Raw genomic sequence first — 17522 nt, 5'->3', positions numbered from 1 at the left:
GTCTTGCCTACCGGGTACTGCGGAAGTGGTACGAGGGGGATTGTATTGATCCCCGTCCGGCGCGGTACCCGTCGTCGTGAAGTGTAACGGCACGATAACGTCGCGGCAAAGGCTGGAACGTGCTTCGTGACCCCGGATGGCAGTGGCACATCTCACATCTGCCGCGATCTGAGCAGCCCATATGGCCCATACGCGGCACCCTTGCCCGATTTTGCCCTCTGAACGGATGAAATTGCCGCGACCGCACCGTTATTCGTTTGGGTGGTTAACGGATACAGAGATCTGCCACGAGCTTCGGGGCCGGCCATGTCGATCAACCACCCGCGATTCGACGCCTCGATCACTAGGGTCAGGGCGGTGGACATGGGTGAATACCTCGGCGCCGACGCCACCGCACTCGCCGGACTCGTCGCCTCGGGCGAGGTCACGGCAGTCGAACTCCTCGATCTGGCACGGACACGTGCCGCCACGGTGAACCCCCACCTGAACGCCATCGTCATCCCGATGGAAGCCGAGGCCGACCGCCGGGTGCACACCGAGCTCGACGGACCGTTCGCCGGCGTCCCGTTCCTGATCAAGGACCTCGCCCAGGACTACCGCGGCTACCCGACGACGCGCGGCTCCCGGTCACTCGCCCGGCACGTGGCCACCGAACACGCGACGGTCGTCCAACGCTTCCTCGACGCCGGGCTGGTCATCTTCGGTAAGACCAACACCCCGGAGTTCGGTGCCAAGGCACAGACCGAATCCGTCCTCTGGGGCCCGGCGCGCAATCCGTGGAACCCCGACGTGACCCCCGGCGGCTCGTCCGGTGGCAGCGCGGCCGCCGTCGCCGCCGGCATCGTGCCCGCGGCCGGGGCCAACGACGGCGGCGGATCCATCCGCATCCCGGCGGCGTGCAACGGCCTGGTCGGCCTGAAGGCCTCGCGCGGTCTGATGCCGTTCGGCCCCGCCACCGGTGAACCGCTCTTCGGGATGGGAGTCGAGGGCGTCGTGACCCGGACCGTGCGCGACGCGGCCGCCCTCTACGACGCGATCATCGGCCCCACCTCGTCGTCGACCTATCCCGCTCCCCTCCACACCGAGTCCTTCACCACCCGCATCGCCACGCCGCCGCGACTGCTGCGGATCGGGTTCACCACCCGTTCGGCGATCAACCCCGCACCACACCCCGAGGCGGTCGCCGCCGTCGAGCACGCCACACGCGTGCTCACCGGACTCGGGCACCACGTCGAGGAGGTGGACCCGCCGCACGACGACGCGGAACTGGCCCGCGACTTCCTCGAGATCTGGTTCGCGAAGGCGGCGGCCCAGGTCGACGAGGCGCGACGCCTGTCCGGCGCCGGTGACTCCGAGTTCGAGGCGGACACTCTCGCCCTCGCCGAGATCGGCCGTGCGGCCGGGGTCGTGCCGCTCTTCCGGGCACTCGATCACGTCAACGACCACGTCCTCGCGCTCGAACGCTTCCACCAGAATTACGACCTGCTGCTGACCCCGACCCTCGCCGTACCGCCACCGAGGATCGGGTCCATGACGACCCCACCCCTCCTCCAGCGGGCAGCGCGTCTCGCGGCTCGCGCCCGCGTCGGCCGGGTGATGTCGCGGATGGGAATCGTCGACCAGCTCATCGAGGAGAACCTCGACTGGGTTCCCTACACCCAGCTGGCGAACCTGACCGGGCGTCCGGCGATCAGCGTTCCCCTGCACTGGACCGACACCGGCCTGCCGCTCGGGGTGCAGTTCGTCGGCAAGCTGGGCGCCGACGGCGATCTCCTCGCCCTCGCCGCATCGCTCGAAGATGCCGCGCCGTGGTTCCACCGGTACGCCGACATCACCGTGTGACGCGGCGCTAATGTCTTCTCGAGATCGCGAGTTCTCGTGGGGACGAGCGGCACATCGAACGAGGTGAGGAGTTGTCGTGACTGAGCAGGTGGCCGACGCGGTGGTCGTCGGTGCGGGTCTGGCGGGTCTGGTCGCGACATACGAGCTCACCAAGGCCGGCCGGCGGGTGGTCGTCGTCGATCAGGAGAACCGCAACAATCTTGGGGGACAGGCATTCTGGTCGCTGGGCGGACTCTTCATGGTCGACACCCCCGAGCAGCGCCGACTCGGCATCTCCGACTCCGCGGACCTCGCCCTGCAGGACTGGATGGGGTCAGCCGGATTCGACCGTGACGACGAGGACTACTGGCCGCGGCAGTGGGCCCGGGCGTACGTCGACTTCGCGGCCACCGAGAAGCGGCAGTATCTGCACGATCTCGGGCTGCGCATCACCCCGATCGTCGGCTGGGCCGAACGCGGGGGCGGTTTCGCCGACGGGCACGGGAATTCCGTGCCACGCTTCCACCTGACCTGGGGCACCGGGCCGGAGGTCGTGCGGATCTTCGCCGAACCGGTCGTCGAGGCCGAGAAGCGCGGGCTGGTCGAGTTCCGGTTCCGCCATCGCGTCGACGAACTCATCGTCGAAGACGGTGTCGCCGTTGGCGTGCGGGGCGCGACCCTCGCACCGACCGACCTCGGGCGCGGCAAGGCGTCGAACCGCGATGTGACGGGCGAGTTCGAGGTCCGCGCCGGCGCGGTCATCGTGACCTCCGGCGGGATCGGCCACAACCACGACCTCATCCGCAAGAACTGGCCGGTCGACCGTCTCGGACCGGCACCGAAGACGATGATCTCCGGCGTCCCGGCCCACGTCGACGGACGCATGCTGGGGATCAGCGAGGACGCCGGCGCGAGCATCGTCAACCGGGACCGCATGTGGCACTACACCGAGGGCATCCACAACTGGGACCCGATCTGGCCGGACCACGCCATCCGGATCATCCCGGGCCCGTCGTCGTTGTGGCTCGACGCCAACGGCAACCGCCTCGCGCCGCCGAACTTCCCGGGCTTCGACACGAACTCGACGATGAAGGCGATCCTCGCCGCCGGTCACGACTACTCGTGGTTCATCCTCACCCAGTCCATCGTCGAGAAGGAGTTCATGCTGTCGGGTTCGGAGCAGAACCCAGACATCACGTCCAAGGATCTCCGGCTCGCCGCCAGGAGCCGCCTCGCCAAGGGCGCCTCCGGTCCGGTGGATGCCTTCCTGCGCAACGGTATCGACTTCGTGGTCGCCGACAACCTGCCCGAATTGGTCAGCGGCATGAACGCGATCGCCCGCGGCCCCGAACTCGATCTCGCCCACATCGAACGCGTCATCTCCGCCCGCGACGCCGAGGTGGACAACAAGTTCTCCAAGGACGCCCAGCTGATGGCGATCAACAACGCGCGACAGTTCATCGGCGACAAGATGGTTCGTGTGGCCAAGCCCCACCGCATCCTCGATCCCGCACACGGTCCGTTGATCGCGGTGCGGCTCAACATCCTCACCCGGAAGACCCTCGGCGGCCTCGAGACGAACCTCGACTCCCAGGTGCTGCGACCCGACGGCAGCGCGTTCGACGGTCTGTTCGCCGCCGGCGAGGTCGCCGGCTTCGGGGGCGGCGGTGTGCACGGTTACAACGCTCTCGAGGGCACCTTCCTGGGCGGGTGCATCTTCTCCGGACGAGCGGCCGGACGGGCCGTCGCGCGCAGCTGACCCCGGCCCTCGACCGGGTGCCGACACGTCTACGAAAAGGGCTGCCTGCCCTACTTTTTCGCGACCCCATCCGCGATCCCGTTTCGGATATGCGTGGGCTAGGGTAATGGGCGTGCCGGTGCCGCAGACGATCCTGACGCGAAAGACCAAGTCGGCGATCTTTCTCGTCCTCACCATCGACGACGGTGGTGAGGACACGGTCCGCGATGTGCTGGCGGAGATCCCGGGACTGAACAACGCGGTGTCCTCGCGTGCCCCGGAGGCGGCGCTGGCCGGCATCGTCTCGATCGGTTCGGACGCGTGGGACCGGTTGTTCGACGGCCCCCGTCCCCGTGCGCTGCGTCCGTTCGTGCCCTATGAGGGCGACGTCCACACGGCTCCGGCCACCCCGGCCGATCTGCTGGTGCACATCAAGTCCGACCAGATGCACCTGTGCTTCGAACTCGGCCGCCTGATCACCGACGCACTCGGCGATGCGGTGACCGTCGTCGACGAGGTCCACGGCTTCCGCTATTTCGACCTACGCGACCTCATCGGTTTCGTCGACGGCACCGAGAATCCGGTCGGGCAGGCCGCGGTCGAGGCGATCACCGTCGGCGACGAGGACCCCGACTTCGCCGGCGGCAGTTACGTCGCGATCCAGCGCTATGTCCATGACCTCTCGTCGTGGAACGGGCTGAGCACGGGTGAACAGGAAGCCGCGATCGGGCGGACCAAGCTCGACAACGTGGAGATGTCCGACGACGTGAAGCCGGCGAACTCCCACATCGCGCTCAACAAGGTCGAGGACGAGAACGGCGAGGAGATCGACGTCGTCCGCGACAACATGCCCTACGGCGACGTCTCCGGGGCCGGCGAGAACGGCACCTTCTACATCGCCTACTCCGCCGGACCCGACGTCACCGAGGAGATGCTGCGCAAGATGTTCATCGGCGATCCGCCGGGGACCTACGACCGCCTTCTCGACTTCACCACCGCCGTCACCGGTGCGCAGTTCTTCACCCCGACCATCGACTTCCTCGAGGATCTGCCGCCCGCACCCCAGACATCCGAACCCGCCGCCCAGGTCCCGCCCCGCCGCGGCGACGGTTCCCTGGGGATCGGCTCCCTACGCTAGTCCCCCCGGGAACCAGTCCCTGCAGACAGACCCACCGCCCGACACCACCGCATCAGGAGGCCACCATGAACAACCTGCACCGCGAACTCGCGCCCATCTCCGAGGCAGCCTGGGCGGAGATCGAGGAGGAGGCGACCCGGTCGTTCAAGCGGAACATCGCGGGCCGTCGACTCGTCGACGTGAAGGGGCCGATGGGTCAGGACACCGCGGCGGTCACCCTGGGCCATCGCAGCAAGATCGACTCGCCGGCCGACGGCATCCAGGCGTTCATCCGGCGCACACAGTCGCTGGTCGAGTTGAAGGTGCCGTTCACCGTCTCCCGTGAGGCCATCGACGATGTGGACCGCGGCGCCCAGGACTCCGACTGGGATCCGGTCGTCGAGGCCGCGCGCCAGCTCGCGCTCGCCGAGGACCGGGCGATCTTCGAGGGCTACGCGGCTGCCTCGATCGCCGGTATCCGCTCCGAGGCCACGGCGACCCCGATCCAGCTGCCCGAGGACGTCCGCGACTACCCCGAGGCCGTCAGCCAGGCACTGACCACGTTGCGACTCGCCTCGGTCGACGGGCCGTACTCGGTCGCCATGTCGGCGGAGGTGTACACGCAGGTCAACGAGACGTCCAACCACGGCTACCCGATCCGCGACCACATCAAGCGGCTGGTCACCGGCGACATCGTGTGGGCGCCCGCCATCCGTGGCGCGTTCGTCATGAGCACCCGTGGTGGCGACTTCGAGCTGACGATCGGGCAGGACGTCTCGATCGGCTACGACTCCCACGACGCCGACGTCGTGAACCTCTACTTCCAGGAGTCGTTCACCTACCTCACCCACACCGGGGAGGCGGCCGTCGCGCTGTTCGGCGGTTGATCGACGGAGACCGACGCACCTCACTTAGCCGGGGCAACTAGTCTGACGCAGGTGATCGCAGTGACCTCCGCCCCGCTCGCCACGCGGGCTACGCTCCCGGCGCCGGGCCATGACCTCGGCCCGCTCGCTACGCTCCCGGCGCCGGGATGCTGACCCGACTCATCCGCACGTACCTGCAGCGGTACCGCATCAACATCGTCATGGTGGTGTCGCTGCAGCTACTGGCGACCGCGGCGATGCTGTACCTGCCGAGTCTCAACGCCGACATCATCGACAACGGTGTGGCGACCGGCGACACCGGCTACATCCTGCGGATCGGTGGCTGGATGCTCCTGGTGAGCATCGTGCAGGTGGTCGCCACGGTCATCGCGCAGTTCTTCGGCGCCCGGGCCGCCCTCGGCGCGGGCCGCGACATCCGCGGCGACCTGCTGCACCGGGTGAACTCGTTCTCCGCCCGCGAGGTCGGCACCTTCGGCGCACCGTCGTTGATCACGCGCACCACCAACGACGTCCAGCAGGTACAGATGCTGATCGTCATGAGCAGCGCGATCCTCGTGATGGCGCCGATCATGTGCGTCGGCGGGATCATCATGGGCATCCGCGAGGCCCCCGCACTGTGGTGGGTCATCGCGGTGGCCGTGCCGGTCCTCGGCCTGTCGATGGGGCTCGTCATCGCCCGCATGATCCCCGGTTTCCGCTCGATGCAGGAGCGCATCGACGCGGTGAACCGGGTTCTGCGCGAACAGATCACCGGCATCCGCGTCGTGCGCGCCTTCGTGCGGGAGGACCACGAGCGGCAGCGCTTCGCCGTCGCCAACGACCGCCTCGCCGACGCCACCCTGCGGGTCGGCAAGCTGATGGCCCTGATGTTCCCGCTGGTCATGGTGATCACCAATGTCACGATCGTCGCGGTCATCTGGTTCGGCGGGCACGCCGTCTCCGACGGCACCGTCGAGATCGGCGCGCTCACCGCGCTGATGACCTACGTCATGCAGATCCTGATGTCGGTGATGATGGCGTCGTTCCTGGCCATGATGGCGCCGCGCGCCGCGGTCTGCGCCGAGCGCATCTCCGAGGTCCTCGACACCGAGACCTCGGTGCATCCGACGACCGATCCGGTCGGTTTCGCCGGCCATCCGGGCACCGTGCGGTTCGACGACGCCGAGTTCCGCTACCCCGGCGCCGATGATCCGGTGCTGAGCGGCATCAGCTTCGGCGTGACGCCCGGGACCACGACCGCCATCGTCGGGTCGACCGGTTCGGGCAAGACGACGCTCCTGGGACTCGTCCCCCGACTCATCGACGCGACCGCCGGGGAGGTCAGGGTCGGCGGCACCGACGTCAAACGTCTTGATCCCGACGAGCTGAGGGCGGTGGTCGGTCTCGTACCGCAACGGCCGTACCTGTTCTCCGGAACCATCCGTTCCAACATCCTGCACGGCAAGGCCGACGCGACCGACGACGAGATCTGGGAGGCGCTGCGCATCGCGCAGGCCGACGAGTTCGTCTCGGCGATGCCCGACGGCCTCGACACGAAGGTGTCGCAGGGCGGCACCACGGTCTCCGGCGGGCAGCGGCAGCGGCTGGCGATCGCCCGAGCTCTCGTCCGGCGTCCCGCCATCTATCTGTTCGACGACTCGTTCTCGGCCCTCGACCTCACCACTGACGCCAGACTGCGCGCGGCCCTGCGCCCGGCCACCCGGGACGCTTCGGTGATCGTCGTCGCCCAACGCGTCTCGACCATCGTCGACGCCGAGCAGATCGTCGTCCTCGACCGCGGACGCATCGTGGGCATCGGCACACATGACGACCTGCTGGCCTCGTGTCCCACCTACGCCGAGATCGCCGAATCGCAGATGGCCATGGAGGAGCGCGCATGACCCGCCCAGGTGGGCCACCGGCGGCCGGCAGCCCCGAGTCCAAGCCGCGCTCGTTCTGGCCGTCGATCAGACGAGTTGTCGCCCAACTCGGTTCGTACCGGGGCCTGATAACGGTCACGCTCTCCTCGATCGTGGGTTCGGTCGTCCTGCTGGCCATCGCCCCGCGCGTTCTCGGGCACGCCACCGACCTCGTCTTCAACGGGGTCATCGGCCGGATGCTGCCCGCGGGCCAGACGAAGGACCAGGCGGTCGCGGGCCTGCGTGCAAGCGGTGACGACACGTTCGCCGACATGGTGTCGTCGATGGACGTGACACCCGGCGTCGGAGTCGATTTCGGCGACGTCGGCCGAGTCCTCTTCATCACGTTCGTGATGTACGTCGTGGCGTCGGGACTGGGCTGGCTGGCCGCCTATCTGCTGAACATCGTCGTCGTGGAGACCATCCGGGAGCTCCGTGCCCAGGTCGAGGAGAAGGTCCACCGTCTGCCCCTGCGCTATTACGACACGATGCCGCGGGGTGAGCTGCTCAGCCGGGTCACCAACGACCTCGACAACCTCTCGCAGAGCCTGCAGCAGACCATCGCCCAGTTCGTGAACTCGGCGCTGACGGTGATCGCACTGCTGGTGATGATGATCTGGATCTCGCCGTTGCTCGCGCTGATCGCGGTGGCGACGGTCCCGCTGGCGGTCCTCGCCACCGCCGTCATCGCGAAGCGTTCCAAGCCGCACTTCTCCGCGCAGTGGGCATCGACCGGGGCACTGAACGCCCAGGTCGAGGAGGCCTTCACCGGTCACGAGCTGGTGACTGCATTCGGGCGTCAGCGCGAGATCGAGGCGACCTTCGACGAGCGCAACGAGAAGCTGTACGAGTCGAGTTGGCGCGCGCAGTTCATCTCCGGCGTCATCATGCCGACCATCATGTTCCTCGGGAACCTCAACTACGTGGCTGTCGCCGTCGTCGGTGGTCTGCGGGTGGCGTCGGGTTCCCTGAGCCTCGGCGAGGTGCAGGCATTCATCCAGTACTCGCGTCAGTTCACGCAGCCGCTGACCCAGATCGGGTCGATGATCAACCTGATGCAGAGCGGCGTGGCCTCGGCCGAACGGATCTTCGACATCCTCGACGCCGAGGAGCAGACCCCGGACGCGGCGAACCCGAAGTCCCCCGAGGTCGACAACGGTCTCATCGAGTTCGACGACGTCTCGTTCCGCTATGTCGAGGACAAGCCGCTCATCGAGAACCTCACCCTGACGGCCCGGCCCGGGCACATGGTGGCCATCGTCGGGCCGACCGGCGCGGGCAAGACCACGCTGGTCAACCTGATCATGCGGTTCTACGACGTCGACTCCGGAACCATCCGCGTCGACGGCGGGGACTCGGCCGAGATGACCCGCGACGACCTGCGTGAGCGGACCGGGATGGTCTTGCAGGACTCCTGGCTGTTCGGCGGGACCATCTACGACAACATCGCCTACGGCGACCCGGCTGCGTCCCGCGAGGAGGTGCTCGAGGCCGCGCGGATGAGCCACGTCGACCACTTCGTCCGCACCCTTCCCGACGGTTACGAGACCGTCCTCGACGACGAGGGGGGCGGCGTGAGCGCCGGTGAGCGGCAGCTCATCACGATCGCCCGGGCGTTCCTCGCCAAGCCCACGATCCTCATCCTCGACGAGGCGACCAGTTCCGTCGACACCCGCACCGAGCTGCTCATCCAGAAGGCGATGGCCAACCTGCGTACCGATCGCACGAGTTTCGTGATCGCACACCGACTCTCGACGGTGCGCGACGCCGACGTGATCGTGGTGATGGAGAACGGCCACATCGTCGAGCAGGGCAACCACGAGGAACTCCTCGCCGCCCGCGGTGCGTACTGCCGTCTCTACGAGAGCCAGTTCACCGGTGCGCTCGAGGCGGGCTGAGTCGACAGCCCCCGCCGGCTGAGCCGGTACCGAGCGCAGCGAGGCACCGCGTCGAAGCCCCGGCATCCACCCCGCCCCGCCGGCTGAGCCGGTACCGAGCGAAGCCCCCGGCATCCACCCCGCCGGCTGAGCCGGTACCGAGCGAAGCCCCCGGCATCCACCCCGCCGGCTGAGCCGGTACCGAGCGCAGCGAGGCACCGCGTCGAAGCCCCCGCCCACCGCCCTCTACCAGACCCCACCGACAAGTCACGCGACGAAGCCAAGTACCGAAAGTCGTTGCGAGGTAGTCGAACTGCGGGTACTGTCGAGTTATCGAACACACATTCGAGTCAATGTCTCCGGGGGGTGACCATGGCCGATCACGCACTGCACGATGGCACCACCACACCGCCACCGTCCAACCCCGCCGCGTTGATCGGTCAGATCCACACCCTCATCGATCAACTGCAGACGGCGAGCCTGGCACAGTGTCCGGATGCCGAGCTGGTCGATGTCGCCGCCGAGACCGAACGCGCGATCGCGCGACTGAGTTTCGCCGGTGACCGTCAGGTCGTCGAAGCCACCGAACGTGATCTGCCACGTAAGACCGGTCATCGCAGTGTCATCCAGTTCATGACCCACCGCTTGCGCATCGCCTACCCGGGCAAACGACTCAAACAAACTCGGGCCACTGCAACCTTTCCCGACCTCACCACCGGCGAACCCCTCGAACCCGCCCACCCCACCCTGGCCAAGGCCTTCGCCGACGGCCGCGTCGGGTCCGCGCACGTGCACGCGGTGATGGAGGTCCTCGACCAGATCCCCCACGCCACCCCACACGATATGCAGGTCGCCGCCGAACGCCAGATGGCCGAGATCGCTGTCGACCACACCCCCGCCGACATCACCGCGCTCGGCGCACGGCTTCTGGCGCAACTCGATCCCGACGGCATCCTGACCGACGATTCGGATCGCCAGCGACGCCGCCAACTGTGGGTCAACCGCCAACGCGCCGACGGCACCGCCCAACTCACCGCCACCCTCACCCCCGAACTCCTCGCGCGCATCAGCATGTTCCTCGCGGTGTGGGCCAAACCCGGCATGAACAACCCCACCGATCCCGATTCACCCCACGGCTCGATCGAGAACGCCGACCCCGACCAGGTGGCCGCCGCGGCCGAGCGCGATGACCGCAGCCCCGCGCAGTTGAACCACGATGCGTTCAACGCGCTGCTGACAGCGGTGTTCGAGGACGGCATGCTCGGCAAGAGTCACCGTGGGCTGCCTGTGCAGATGATCGTCAAGGCCGATCTGACCGATCTGATACGTGAAGCCGGGTTCGCCACCACCGCCACCGGCACCCTCATCCCCATCCCCGACCTGATCACGATGGCCGCCGACGCCCAACCCTGGCTGACGGTGTTCAAAGACGCCACCGCGATCCCGTTGTACTTCGGGCGCGGGAAACGTCTAGCCACCCGCGAACAACGCCTGGTCTCCTTCGCCCGCCCCGACGGTCACGTCTGCTCCACACCCGGCTGCGACCTGTCCGCGGCGTATGTGGAAATGCATCACGCCCAACTCGACTGGGGCCTGGGCGGGCTGACCGACATCGTCGACCTCGCCCCGGCGTGCCCGAAACACAACCGAATGGTCAGCGACAAGCCCGGTGACTACACCACCCGCATGGTCCGCGAAGGACCCGACGAAGGCCGCTGCACCTGGCAGCTGAATGCCGAACCCGGTGCTCCACCCAACCCCGAACGCATCAACCGGGCACCTGATATACCCGGACGATTCGCCGAACACCTACAACACGTGCGTACCGAGATCTACGGACCCGACGAGGCGTCCGGCGATCACCCACGCCTACACATGCGCGAAGTCATCGACCACCGACCCGAATCGCCCGACGACCGGGGTATGTCACTCGCCGACCTGTCACCCATTGAACTGCAATGCGCCGCACTCATCGGACTCACCAAGACCCGAAAGCCTTGAGCCCGAGGACATTCGCGATTGCTCAGGAACTGAACCGTCCCGGACCGAATGTCCGCCACGATGTCCCGCGACTTCCCGCTTTCATGCACACAGAACGGGAACCTCAGTCCCCACGACCCCGCTCGAGCGCACCGGCGATCTGGCGCTCGAGCCGTTCGGCCGCCGGCGGCGGGACGTCGATGAGTCCGTCGAGCTCGGCGCGCGCCTTCTTGTAGGCGGCCTGGCGTTCCGCAGCGGTGGCACCCGAGTCGGAGGCGACGCTGATGAGCTTGCGGGCGCGGTCGAGGGCTTCCCGTTCGATCGGCGAGAAACCGGCCTGCTTGCGGCGGCGTGCCTCGCGTTCGGCGGCGTCGAAGGCCGCGGCGTAGTCGCCGACCGCCTCCCGGTAGTCGGCGAAGTCGGCCGGTGCGATCGTCGACTCGGTGTCACCGGGACGTGGAGCGTCCGGACGCAGGTCGTCCGCGTGGACTCGCGCACGATGAAAGGCGAGGGTGAGCGGTTCCCGCATGTCGGTCATCAGGGGGTACTCGATCAGCGTGGCCAGGTCGACTTCGTAGGCGAACCACTTCTCGTTGAGCGCATCGTGCTGTTTCAGCGTCTTGCGCAGCTGCTCGGCGGACGTCGTGGTCAGCTTCAGCTGCTCGGTCTGTGCGGCCGCTTTGATCCGGGCGAGCTCGATCTTGTCCTTGCGCCGCTTCTCGTTGTACTTGGCGATCGACCCGGCCCAGCCACCGACGACTCCACCGATGGGAAAGATCAGCCACCAGTTGTTGCTCGCGAACTCGAGAATGCCGGTCACAGCCCAACTGTACCGAGACCGACCGTCCGCGATTAGGGTGAACGCATGGCCGATCCGGGCGCGCCTCAGCTCGTTCTCGACACCGTCGATGACTGGCGAGAGTGGTTGCGCGACAACCATCGGACCTCGTCAGGTGTATGGCTGGTGTTTTGGCGCAAGGGTTCCGGACGCGAGCCGCTCGACTACGACGAGACGGTCCGGGAAGCGCTCTGCTGGGGCTGGATCGACGGCCACAGCCGCGTCTTCGACGAGGCCCGGCGCGGCTTGTGGTTCACCCGGCGCGGCCGCAACAGCCCGTGGGCGGCGTCGAACAAGGCGCGGATCGCCGACCTCGTCGAGTCCGGACGCATGCAACCGGCCGGCCAGGCGGTCGTCGACGACGCGAAGGCACGTGGCCTGTGGTCCATCTTCGACGACGCCGAGGCCGGGATCGAGTCCCCTGAACTCGCCGCCGCCCTCGACGCCGACCCGGTGGCGCGCGCCAACTGGAATGCCTTCCCGCTCAGCGCCCGCAAGCAGGGTCTCGGCCAGATCGCACTGGCGAAGAGGCCGGAGACCAAGTCCAGACGGATCGCGACCATCGTCGAGCAGGCCGCCCGGAACATCCGCCCCTGACGGCTGTTGAGCCCGTACCACTGCCGGTTGAGCCCCTACCACTGCCGGTTGAGCCCCTACCACTGCTGGTTGAGCCCCTACCACTGCTGGTTGAGCCCCGTCGAAACCTCGACTACAGATCCGGGATCGGCAGGTCCAGGTTGGGTGCGATGATCCCGCCGTCGACCTCGAGGATCTTGCCGGTCACGTAGGCACCCGCCGGTGAGGCGAGGTAGAGCGCGGCGGCGGCGATGTCCTCGGGTTCGCCGAGCCGGTGCATCGGGGTGGCGTTCTCGACGGCGGTACGCATCTCGTCGTTGCCGGCGACGATCTCCAGGGACGACGTGAGGATCGCGCCGGGCGCGATACCGTTCACCCGGATCTTCGGGTTGAGGTCCATCGCGGCGATCCTCGTGTAATGCGCGAGAGCAGCTTTCGCGGTGCCGTAGGCCGCGTACGCACGGCCCGGCACCCGGCCGACGGCCGAGGTGATGTTGATGATCGAGCCGTGACCCGTCGTCGCGAGCATCTGCTTCGCCCCGGCCACGACGAGAGCGTGAGCATTGGCCACATTGAAGTCGAAGGCGTCGACCAGGTGTTTGGGAGTCGTGTCGAGCAGCGGGCGCGGCATCGCACCGCCCACGTTGTTGACGACCGTGTCGAGGCGCCCGAACTCGTCGACCGCGGTCTGCGCGAGGGCGGCCGTGGCGTCGGCGTTGCTGAGGTCCACCGGGACGACGTGCGCCCGGCGCCCGGCGTCGGCGATCTGTCCCGCCACCTGGTCGAGGTCGAATTCGCTACGTGCCGCGATCACCACGTCAGCGCCCGCCTGCGCGAAGGCCACGGCGATCGCCGCGCCCAGCCCGCGACCGGCACCGGTGACGACGGCGACGTGGTCATCGATTCGGAATCTGTCGAGAATCACTCCCCGACCTTGCCACGAACCGCCAGAAAACGAGAACGTGTTCTAGAAAGTCGCCCGGATCAGTACTCCCGGCCGGGGGTGACCACGGAGATCAGCTCGTCGCCCGCCGCGAACCGGCGGAGATTCTTCGCCAGCCACGGCGCGAATTCGCGCGTCAGACCCGACGCGGGATTCGCGACATGCGGCGTGATGATGACGTTCGGCAACGACCACAGCGGATGGTCCGCCGCCGGCGGCTCCGGGTCGGTCACGTCGAGCGCCGCCCCGGCGATCTCGCCGGCGACGAGTGCGTCGTACAACGCCTCCTCGTCGACCAGCGGACCCCGTGCGATGTTTACGATCCATGCGTGATTCGGAAGTGCCGCAAGGCTTTCGGCGTCGATCATGTGCCGCGTCTCCGCGGTTGCCGGTGCGGCCAGCACCACGTGGTCGGTCGAGGCCCACACCGCGTCGAGTTCGGTGGAGCGTCGTACCTCATCGGCCCCCGGCACGTCGCGGCCCGACCGGTTCACCGCGATCACACGCGCACCGCACGCCTTCAGCCGCGGCCCCAGGGATGCACCGATGCCGCCCGCTCCGACGATGGCAACCGTCGAGCCGCGCAGCGACCGCACCGATGTGTCGATCCGTTCCTTGTCCCAGTGCCGGGTGACGGCGGTGTTGATCTGGCGCAGCCCGGCGAGGAGCAGTGCCAGCGCATGCTCGGCGACGTTCTCGGCGTAGAAGCCGGAGGCGTTGGTCCAGACCCGACGGTCGTCGACGATCCCGGCGTCGAAGAAGTCCTCGATGCCCGCCGACTCCAGCGCCACCCATTCGACGGCATCCGGCAGCTCGGGGAAGTCGTCGGGCAGTCCGATCCAGACCAGCACCCGCGCCTCGTCCAGACCGACGATCTTGCCGCCGGCGCGCTCGACGGCGGCGACGAGGTGCTCGTCGTGGTTCGGTTCGATCGCCACCGGAATGGAGGCGCCCTGCCCCCGCGGTCATCGGGAGACCGCCCGCGCCGCGGTGGTGGCGAGTTCGTCGGCGATCTCGTTGAAGTGGTCCCCTGCGTGGCCCTTCACCCAGCGCCACTCCACCTCGTGACGCTCCTCCTCCTCGATGAGGCGGCGCCATAGGTCGGCGTTCTTCACCGGCTTCTTGTCCCTGGTCTTCCAGCCGTTGGCCTGCCAGCCGGCCACCCACTTCATGATGCCGTTCCGCACATAGGTGGAGTCGGTGTAGATGATCACCTTCGACGGCCTGGTCAGCGCTGCGAGACCCTCGATCGCCGCGGTGAGCTCCATCTTGTTGTTCGTGGTGTCGGGTTCCGACCCGGAGATCCGCTTCTCGCTGCCCTTGTACCGGAGCACCGCACCCCATCCGCCGGGGCCCGGGTTCCCGAGGCAGGCGCCGTCGGTGGAGATCTCCACGACCGCCATGCCATCGGCGCCGGTCGGGTTCTCGAGAGCGGGGTTCACGGGATCTGTCACGCAGGGAAGCCTACGTCAGCGGCGTGACGGCTCCCCAGACCGCTCACATCCCGAACCATGCTGCGCCGAAGCCGTCTTCTTGCTGACACGACCACCGCCGACCCCTAGGGTGGACACATGGCTGTCTGGGATCCAGCACGCTATCTGCAATTCGCCGACGACCGGGCGAGGCCCTTCCTCGACCTGATCGCGCAGATTCCCACCAACCCGACGACGATCGTCGATCTGGGCTGCGGTCCGGGGCACCTGACCAAACATCTGCGCGCTCAGTGGCCGTCCGCCGAGATCCTCGGCATCGACGAATCCGCCGCGATGGTCGACCGCGCCATCACTGACAACTTCGATCCTCGCGCGAACTTCGACGTCGCCGACGTGGTCGAGTGGGCACCGCACCGCCCGTACGATCTGATGATCTCCAACGCGATGTTCCAGTGGGTGCCCGATCAGTTCGGCGTCATCGACCGCCTCCTGGGCCATCTCTCCGACGGCGGCGCCTTCGCGATCCAGGTGCCCAACGGCCACGACGCCCCGTTCCGCACGGTACTGGCCGAGCTCGCCGCCACCGAACCGTTCGCGGAGTCGCTGAGCGACGTCCGCCCCTTCCCCCGCCTGGACGCCGAGGACTACCTGAGGTTCTTCTTCGATCACGGTTTCCGCGTCAACGCCTGGGAAACCACCTACCTGCACGTCCTCGCCGGCGACGATCCGGTCTTCGACTGGATCGCCGGTGGCGGGATCCGGCCCTACATCCAGGCCCTGCCCGCCGACCTGCGTGAACAGTTCGTCACCGAACTCAAACGCCGCCTCGCCGAGGCGTACCCGCGCCACGAATGGGGCACGCTCCTCCCGTTCCGGCGCGCGTTCGCGGTCGCCACCCGGCACTGAACCTGCCGCCTGAGCAGCCGGGAAGGCTGCAGGGCGAATCGAAGGGTCACATCCCGGTCAAGCTTCGGCCACCTCCACCGGTCGGACCGGCTACTTCTGCAACACTGGCAACAACCAGTAGTCACAGGGGGTCCGCATGTCCCGACGCAGCCGCGTGCGCCTGCGCCCGCTCTCGCCTGCGCGCCGCACTCTCGTGATCGGCGGCCTCACCATCGGACTCGCCGCGGGCCTTCTCTCGGCGGCCCCACCGGCCGGCGCGGCGGTCTGCAACGTCACCGGCATCACCGGCGGCGACGTCGGCAGCACGGGCAGCACCGGATCCAGCGACCTGGGCTGGGGCAGTGCCGATTTCGGCAGCTACCGCGCCGGCGGCAAGAAACCGCAGGGACCATTGCCGAAGCTCAAGGGCGCGACGACCGCCGTCTCCTGGGTCACCGGTCCACGGAGCCCCGAACGCACGGACACCCGCTTCGGGATCACGGCCACCGATGTCGGCGTCCCGTGGGAGAACGGCTCCGGCCAGATCCTCATGGCTTTCGGCGACACCTGGGGCAGGTGCGCCGGTCAGATGGTCTGGCGGCACAACACGATGCTCCGCAGCGATGCGAACTCGAATCTCGACAAGGCCATCCGCTTCCCGACCGCGATACCCGGAGCCGTCCGTTCCGGCGCCTCGGTGACACCCGCACATCCCACCTATTCACAACCGATGTTCAACGCGATCGGCGTCCGCAACACCGAGGTGGGACGCATCCCGACCGGCGGCATCTCGGTCAACGGCATCCAGTTCCTGAGCTTCATGTCGATCCACAAGTGGCTGGGACCGGGACGCTGGAGCACCAACTACTCGGCGATCGCGGTGTCGCGCAACAACGGTCAGACCTGGACCGTCGACAACAACACGATCCGCGTGAACCTCGACCTCACCGTACCCGGCGTTCCGCAGATCGCGCGCGGTCACAGCCGGTTCCAGATGGGCGCGTTTCTGCGCAGCGGGGAGTACATCTATCAGTACGGCACGCCGAACGGTCGGCACGGATCGGCGTTCGTGGCCCGCTTCCGGCCCGGCGACATCCTGAATCTCAGCCGCTACCAGTACTTCCGGGGCGGTGATGGATGGTCGCCGAATCCGGCCGACGCCGCCCCGATCGTCGGGTTGCCGGTCAGCGAGATGTCGGTGGCCTACAACGCTTACCTGAAGAAGTTCGTGATGCTCACCGAACGTGCCGGCACGATCATGATGCGCACGTCCCCCACCCCGGTCGGCCCGTGGAGCGGCGAGCGCGTCCTGATCCCCAGCGCGCACTCGAGCGGTTTGTACACGCCGTACATCCACCCCCGCTCGAGCGGCAAGAATCTGTACTTCGTGGTGTCCCGCTGGGACGACTACAACGTGATGCTGGCGCGCACCGACCTGTCCAAGTTGTGAGACCTGCCATCATGGACCGGTGAGTGAATCAGAGACGACGCGCATCGTTCTCATCCGAGCGGTCAACGTCGGCGGCGCC

Annotated in this window: 14 protein-coding genes; 10 read left to right on the top strand and 4 right to left on the bottom strand. The window is 67.7% G+C overall.

The window, feature by feature from the left end; translation table 11 throughout:
• The first annotated feature begins 363 nt into the window (after positions 1–363).
• From IHQ52_RS05215 to IHQ52_RS05185, 7 genes are all read left to right on the top strand, one after another.
• Complete coding sequence (locus IHQ52_RS05215) at positions 364–1842, top strand: amidase (protein ID WP_006436576.1); 1479 nt, start codon at positions 364–366, stop codon at positions 1840–1842.
• Between the two features lie 76 nt (positions 1843–1918).
• Entirely contained in the window at positions 1919–3580 is a 1662-nt protein-coding gene (locus IHQ52_RS05210; RefSeq protein ID WP_096274824.1) for an FAD-binding dehydrogenase, read from the top strand.
• A gap of 112 nt (positions 3581–3692) precedes the next feature.
• Positions 3693–4697 (top strand): Dyp-type peroxidase, encoded by a 1005-nt coding sequence (locus IHQ52_RS05205; RefSeq protein ID WP_096275047.1) that lies wholly within the window; start codon positions 3693–3695, stop codon positions 4695–4697.
• 65 nt (positions 4698–4762) lie between these two features.
• Positions 4763–5563 (top strand): family 1 encapsulin nanocompartment shell protein, encoded by an 801-nt coding sequence (locus tag IHQ52_RS05200; RefSeq protein ID WP_006436573.1) that lies wholly within the window; start codon positions 4763–4765, stop codon positions 5561–5563.
• A gap of 146 nt (positions 5564–5709) precedes the next feature.
• Complete coding sequence (locus IHQ52_RS05195) at positions 5710–7443, top strand: ABC transporter ATP-binding protein (protein WP_096274825.1); 1734 nt, start codon at positions 5710–5712, stop codon at positions 7441–7443.
• Positions 7440–9359, top strand: coding sequence for an ABC transporter ATP-binding protein (locus tag IHQ52_RS05190; RefSeq protein ID WP_182155892.1), 1920 nt, complete (start codon positions 7440–7442; stop codon positions 9357–9359). The genes IHQ52_RS05195 and IHQ52_RS05190 overlap by 4 nt, the downstream gene beginning before the upstream one ends.
• Before the next feature lie 351 nt (positions 9360–9710).
• Positions 9711–11339 (top strand): HNH endonuclease signature motif containing protein, encoded by a 1629-nt coding sequence (locus IHQ52_RS05185; RefSeq protein WP_006436570.1) that lies wholly within the window; start codon positions 9711–9713, stop codon positions 11337–11339.
• Between the two features lie 103 nt (positions 11340–11442).
• Here the strand turns inward: IHQ52_RS05185 and IHQ52_RS05180 are convergent, their stop codons facing one another.
• Complete coding sequence (locus IHQ52_RS05180; RefSeq protein WP_006436569.1) at positions 11443–12138, bottom strand: hypothetical protein; 696 nt, start codon at positions 12136–12138, stop codon at positions 11443–11445.
• Between the two features lie 45 nt (positions 12139–12183).
• Here IHQ52_RS05180 and IHQ52_RS05175 point away from each other — a divergent pair, with 45 nt between their 5' ends.
• The gene (locus tag IHQ52_RS05175; protein ID WP_006436568.1) at positions 12184–12753 is read left to right on the top strand and encodes a YdeI/OmpD-associated family protein; all 570 of its coding nucleotides are present in this window, start codon (positions 12184–12186) and stop codon (positions 12751–12753) included.
• A 112-nt stretch (positions 12754–12865) separates the two neighbouring features.
• Here the strand turns inward: IHQ52_RS05175 and IHQ52_RS05170 are convergent, their stop codons facing one another.
• From IHQ52_RS05170 to rnhA, 3 genes are read right to left on the bottom strand one after another with little or no spacing between them, the layout of a single operon-like run.
• Entirely contained in the window at positions 12866–13657 is a 792-nt protein-coding gene (locus IHQ52_RS05170) for an SDR family oxidoreductase (protein ID WP_006436567.1), read from the bottom strand.
• Positions 13658–13716: 59 nt separating this feature from the next.
• A complete protein-coding gene (locus IHQ52_RS05165) occupies positions 13717–14613 on the bottom strand; it encodes a D-isomer specific 2-hydroxyacid dehydrogenase family protein (RefSeq protein WP_182155108.1) in 897 nt (298 codons plus the stop codon).
• A 27-nt stretch (positions 14614–14640) separates the two neighbouring features.
• The gene (rnhA, locus tag IHQ52_RS05160) at positions 14641–15078 is read right to left on the bottom strand and encodes a ribonuclease HI (protein WP_085950454.1); all 438 of its coding nucleotides are present in this window, start codon (positions 15076–15078) and stop codon (positions 14641–14643) included.
• Positions 15079–15246: 168 nt separating this feature from the next.
• Here rnhA and IHQ52_RS05155 point away from each other — a divergent pair, with 168 nt between their 5' ends.
• Positions 15247–16014: a methyltransferase domain-containing protein gene (locus IHQ52_RS05155; RefSeq protein WP_006436564.1), complete on the top strand. Its 768-nt coding sequence runs from the start codon at positions 15247–15249 to the stop codon at positions 16012–16014.
• Between the two features lie 136 nt (positions 16015–16150).
• A complete protein-coding gene (locus IHQ52_RS05150; protein WP_006436563.1) occupies positions 16151–17443 on the top strand; it encodes a DUF4185 domain-containing protein in 1293 nt (430 codons plus the stop codon).
• Positions 17444–17522: the final 79 nt, after the last annotated feature.

The organism is Gordonia amicalis (assembly GCF_022059885.1).
Lineage (GTDB): Bacteria > Actinomycetota > Actinomycetes > Mycobacteriales > Mycobacteriaceae > Gordonia > Gordonia amicalis.
This window is presented reverse-complemented; position numbering and strand designations above follow the sequence as displayed.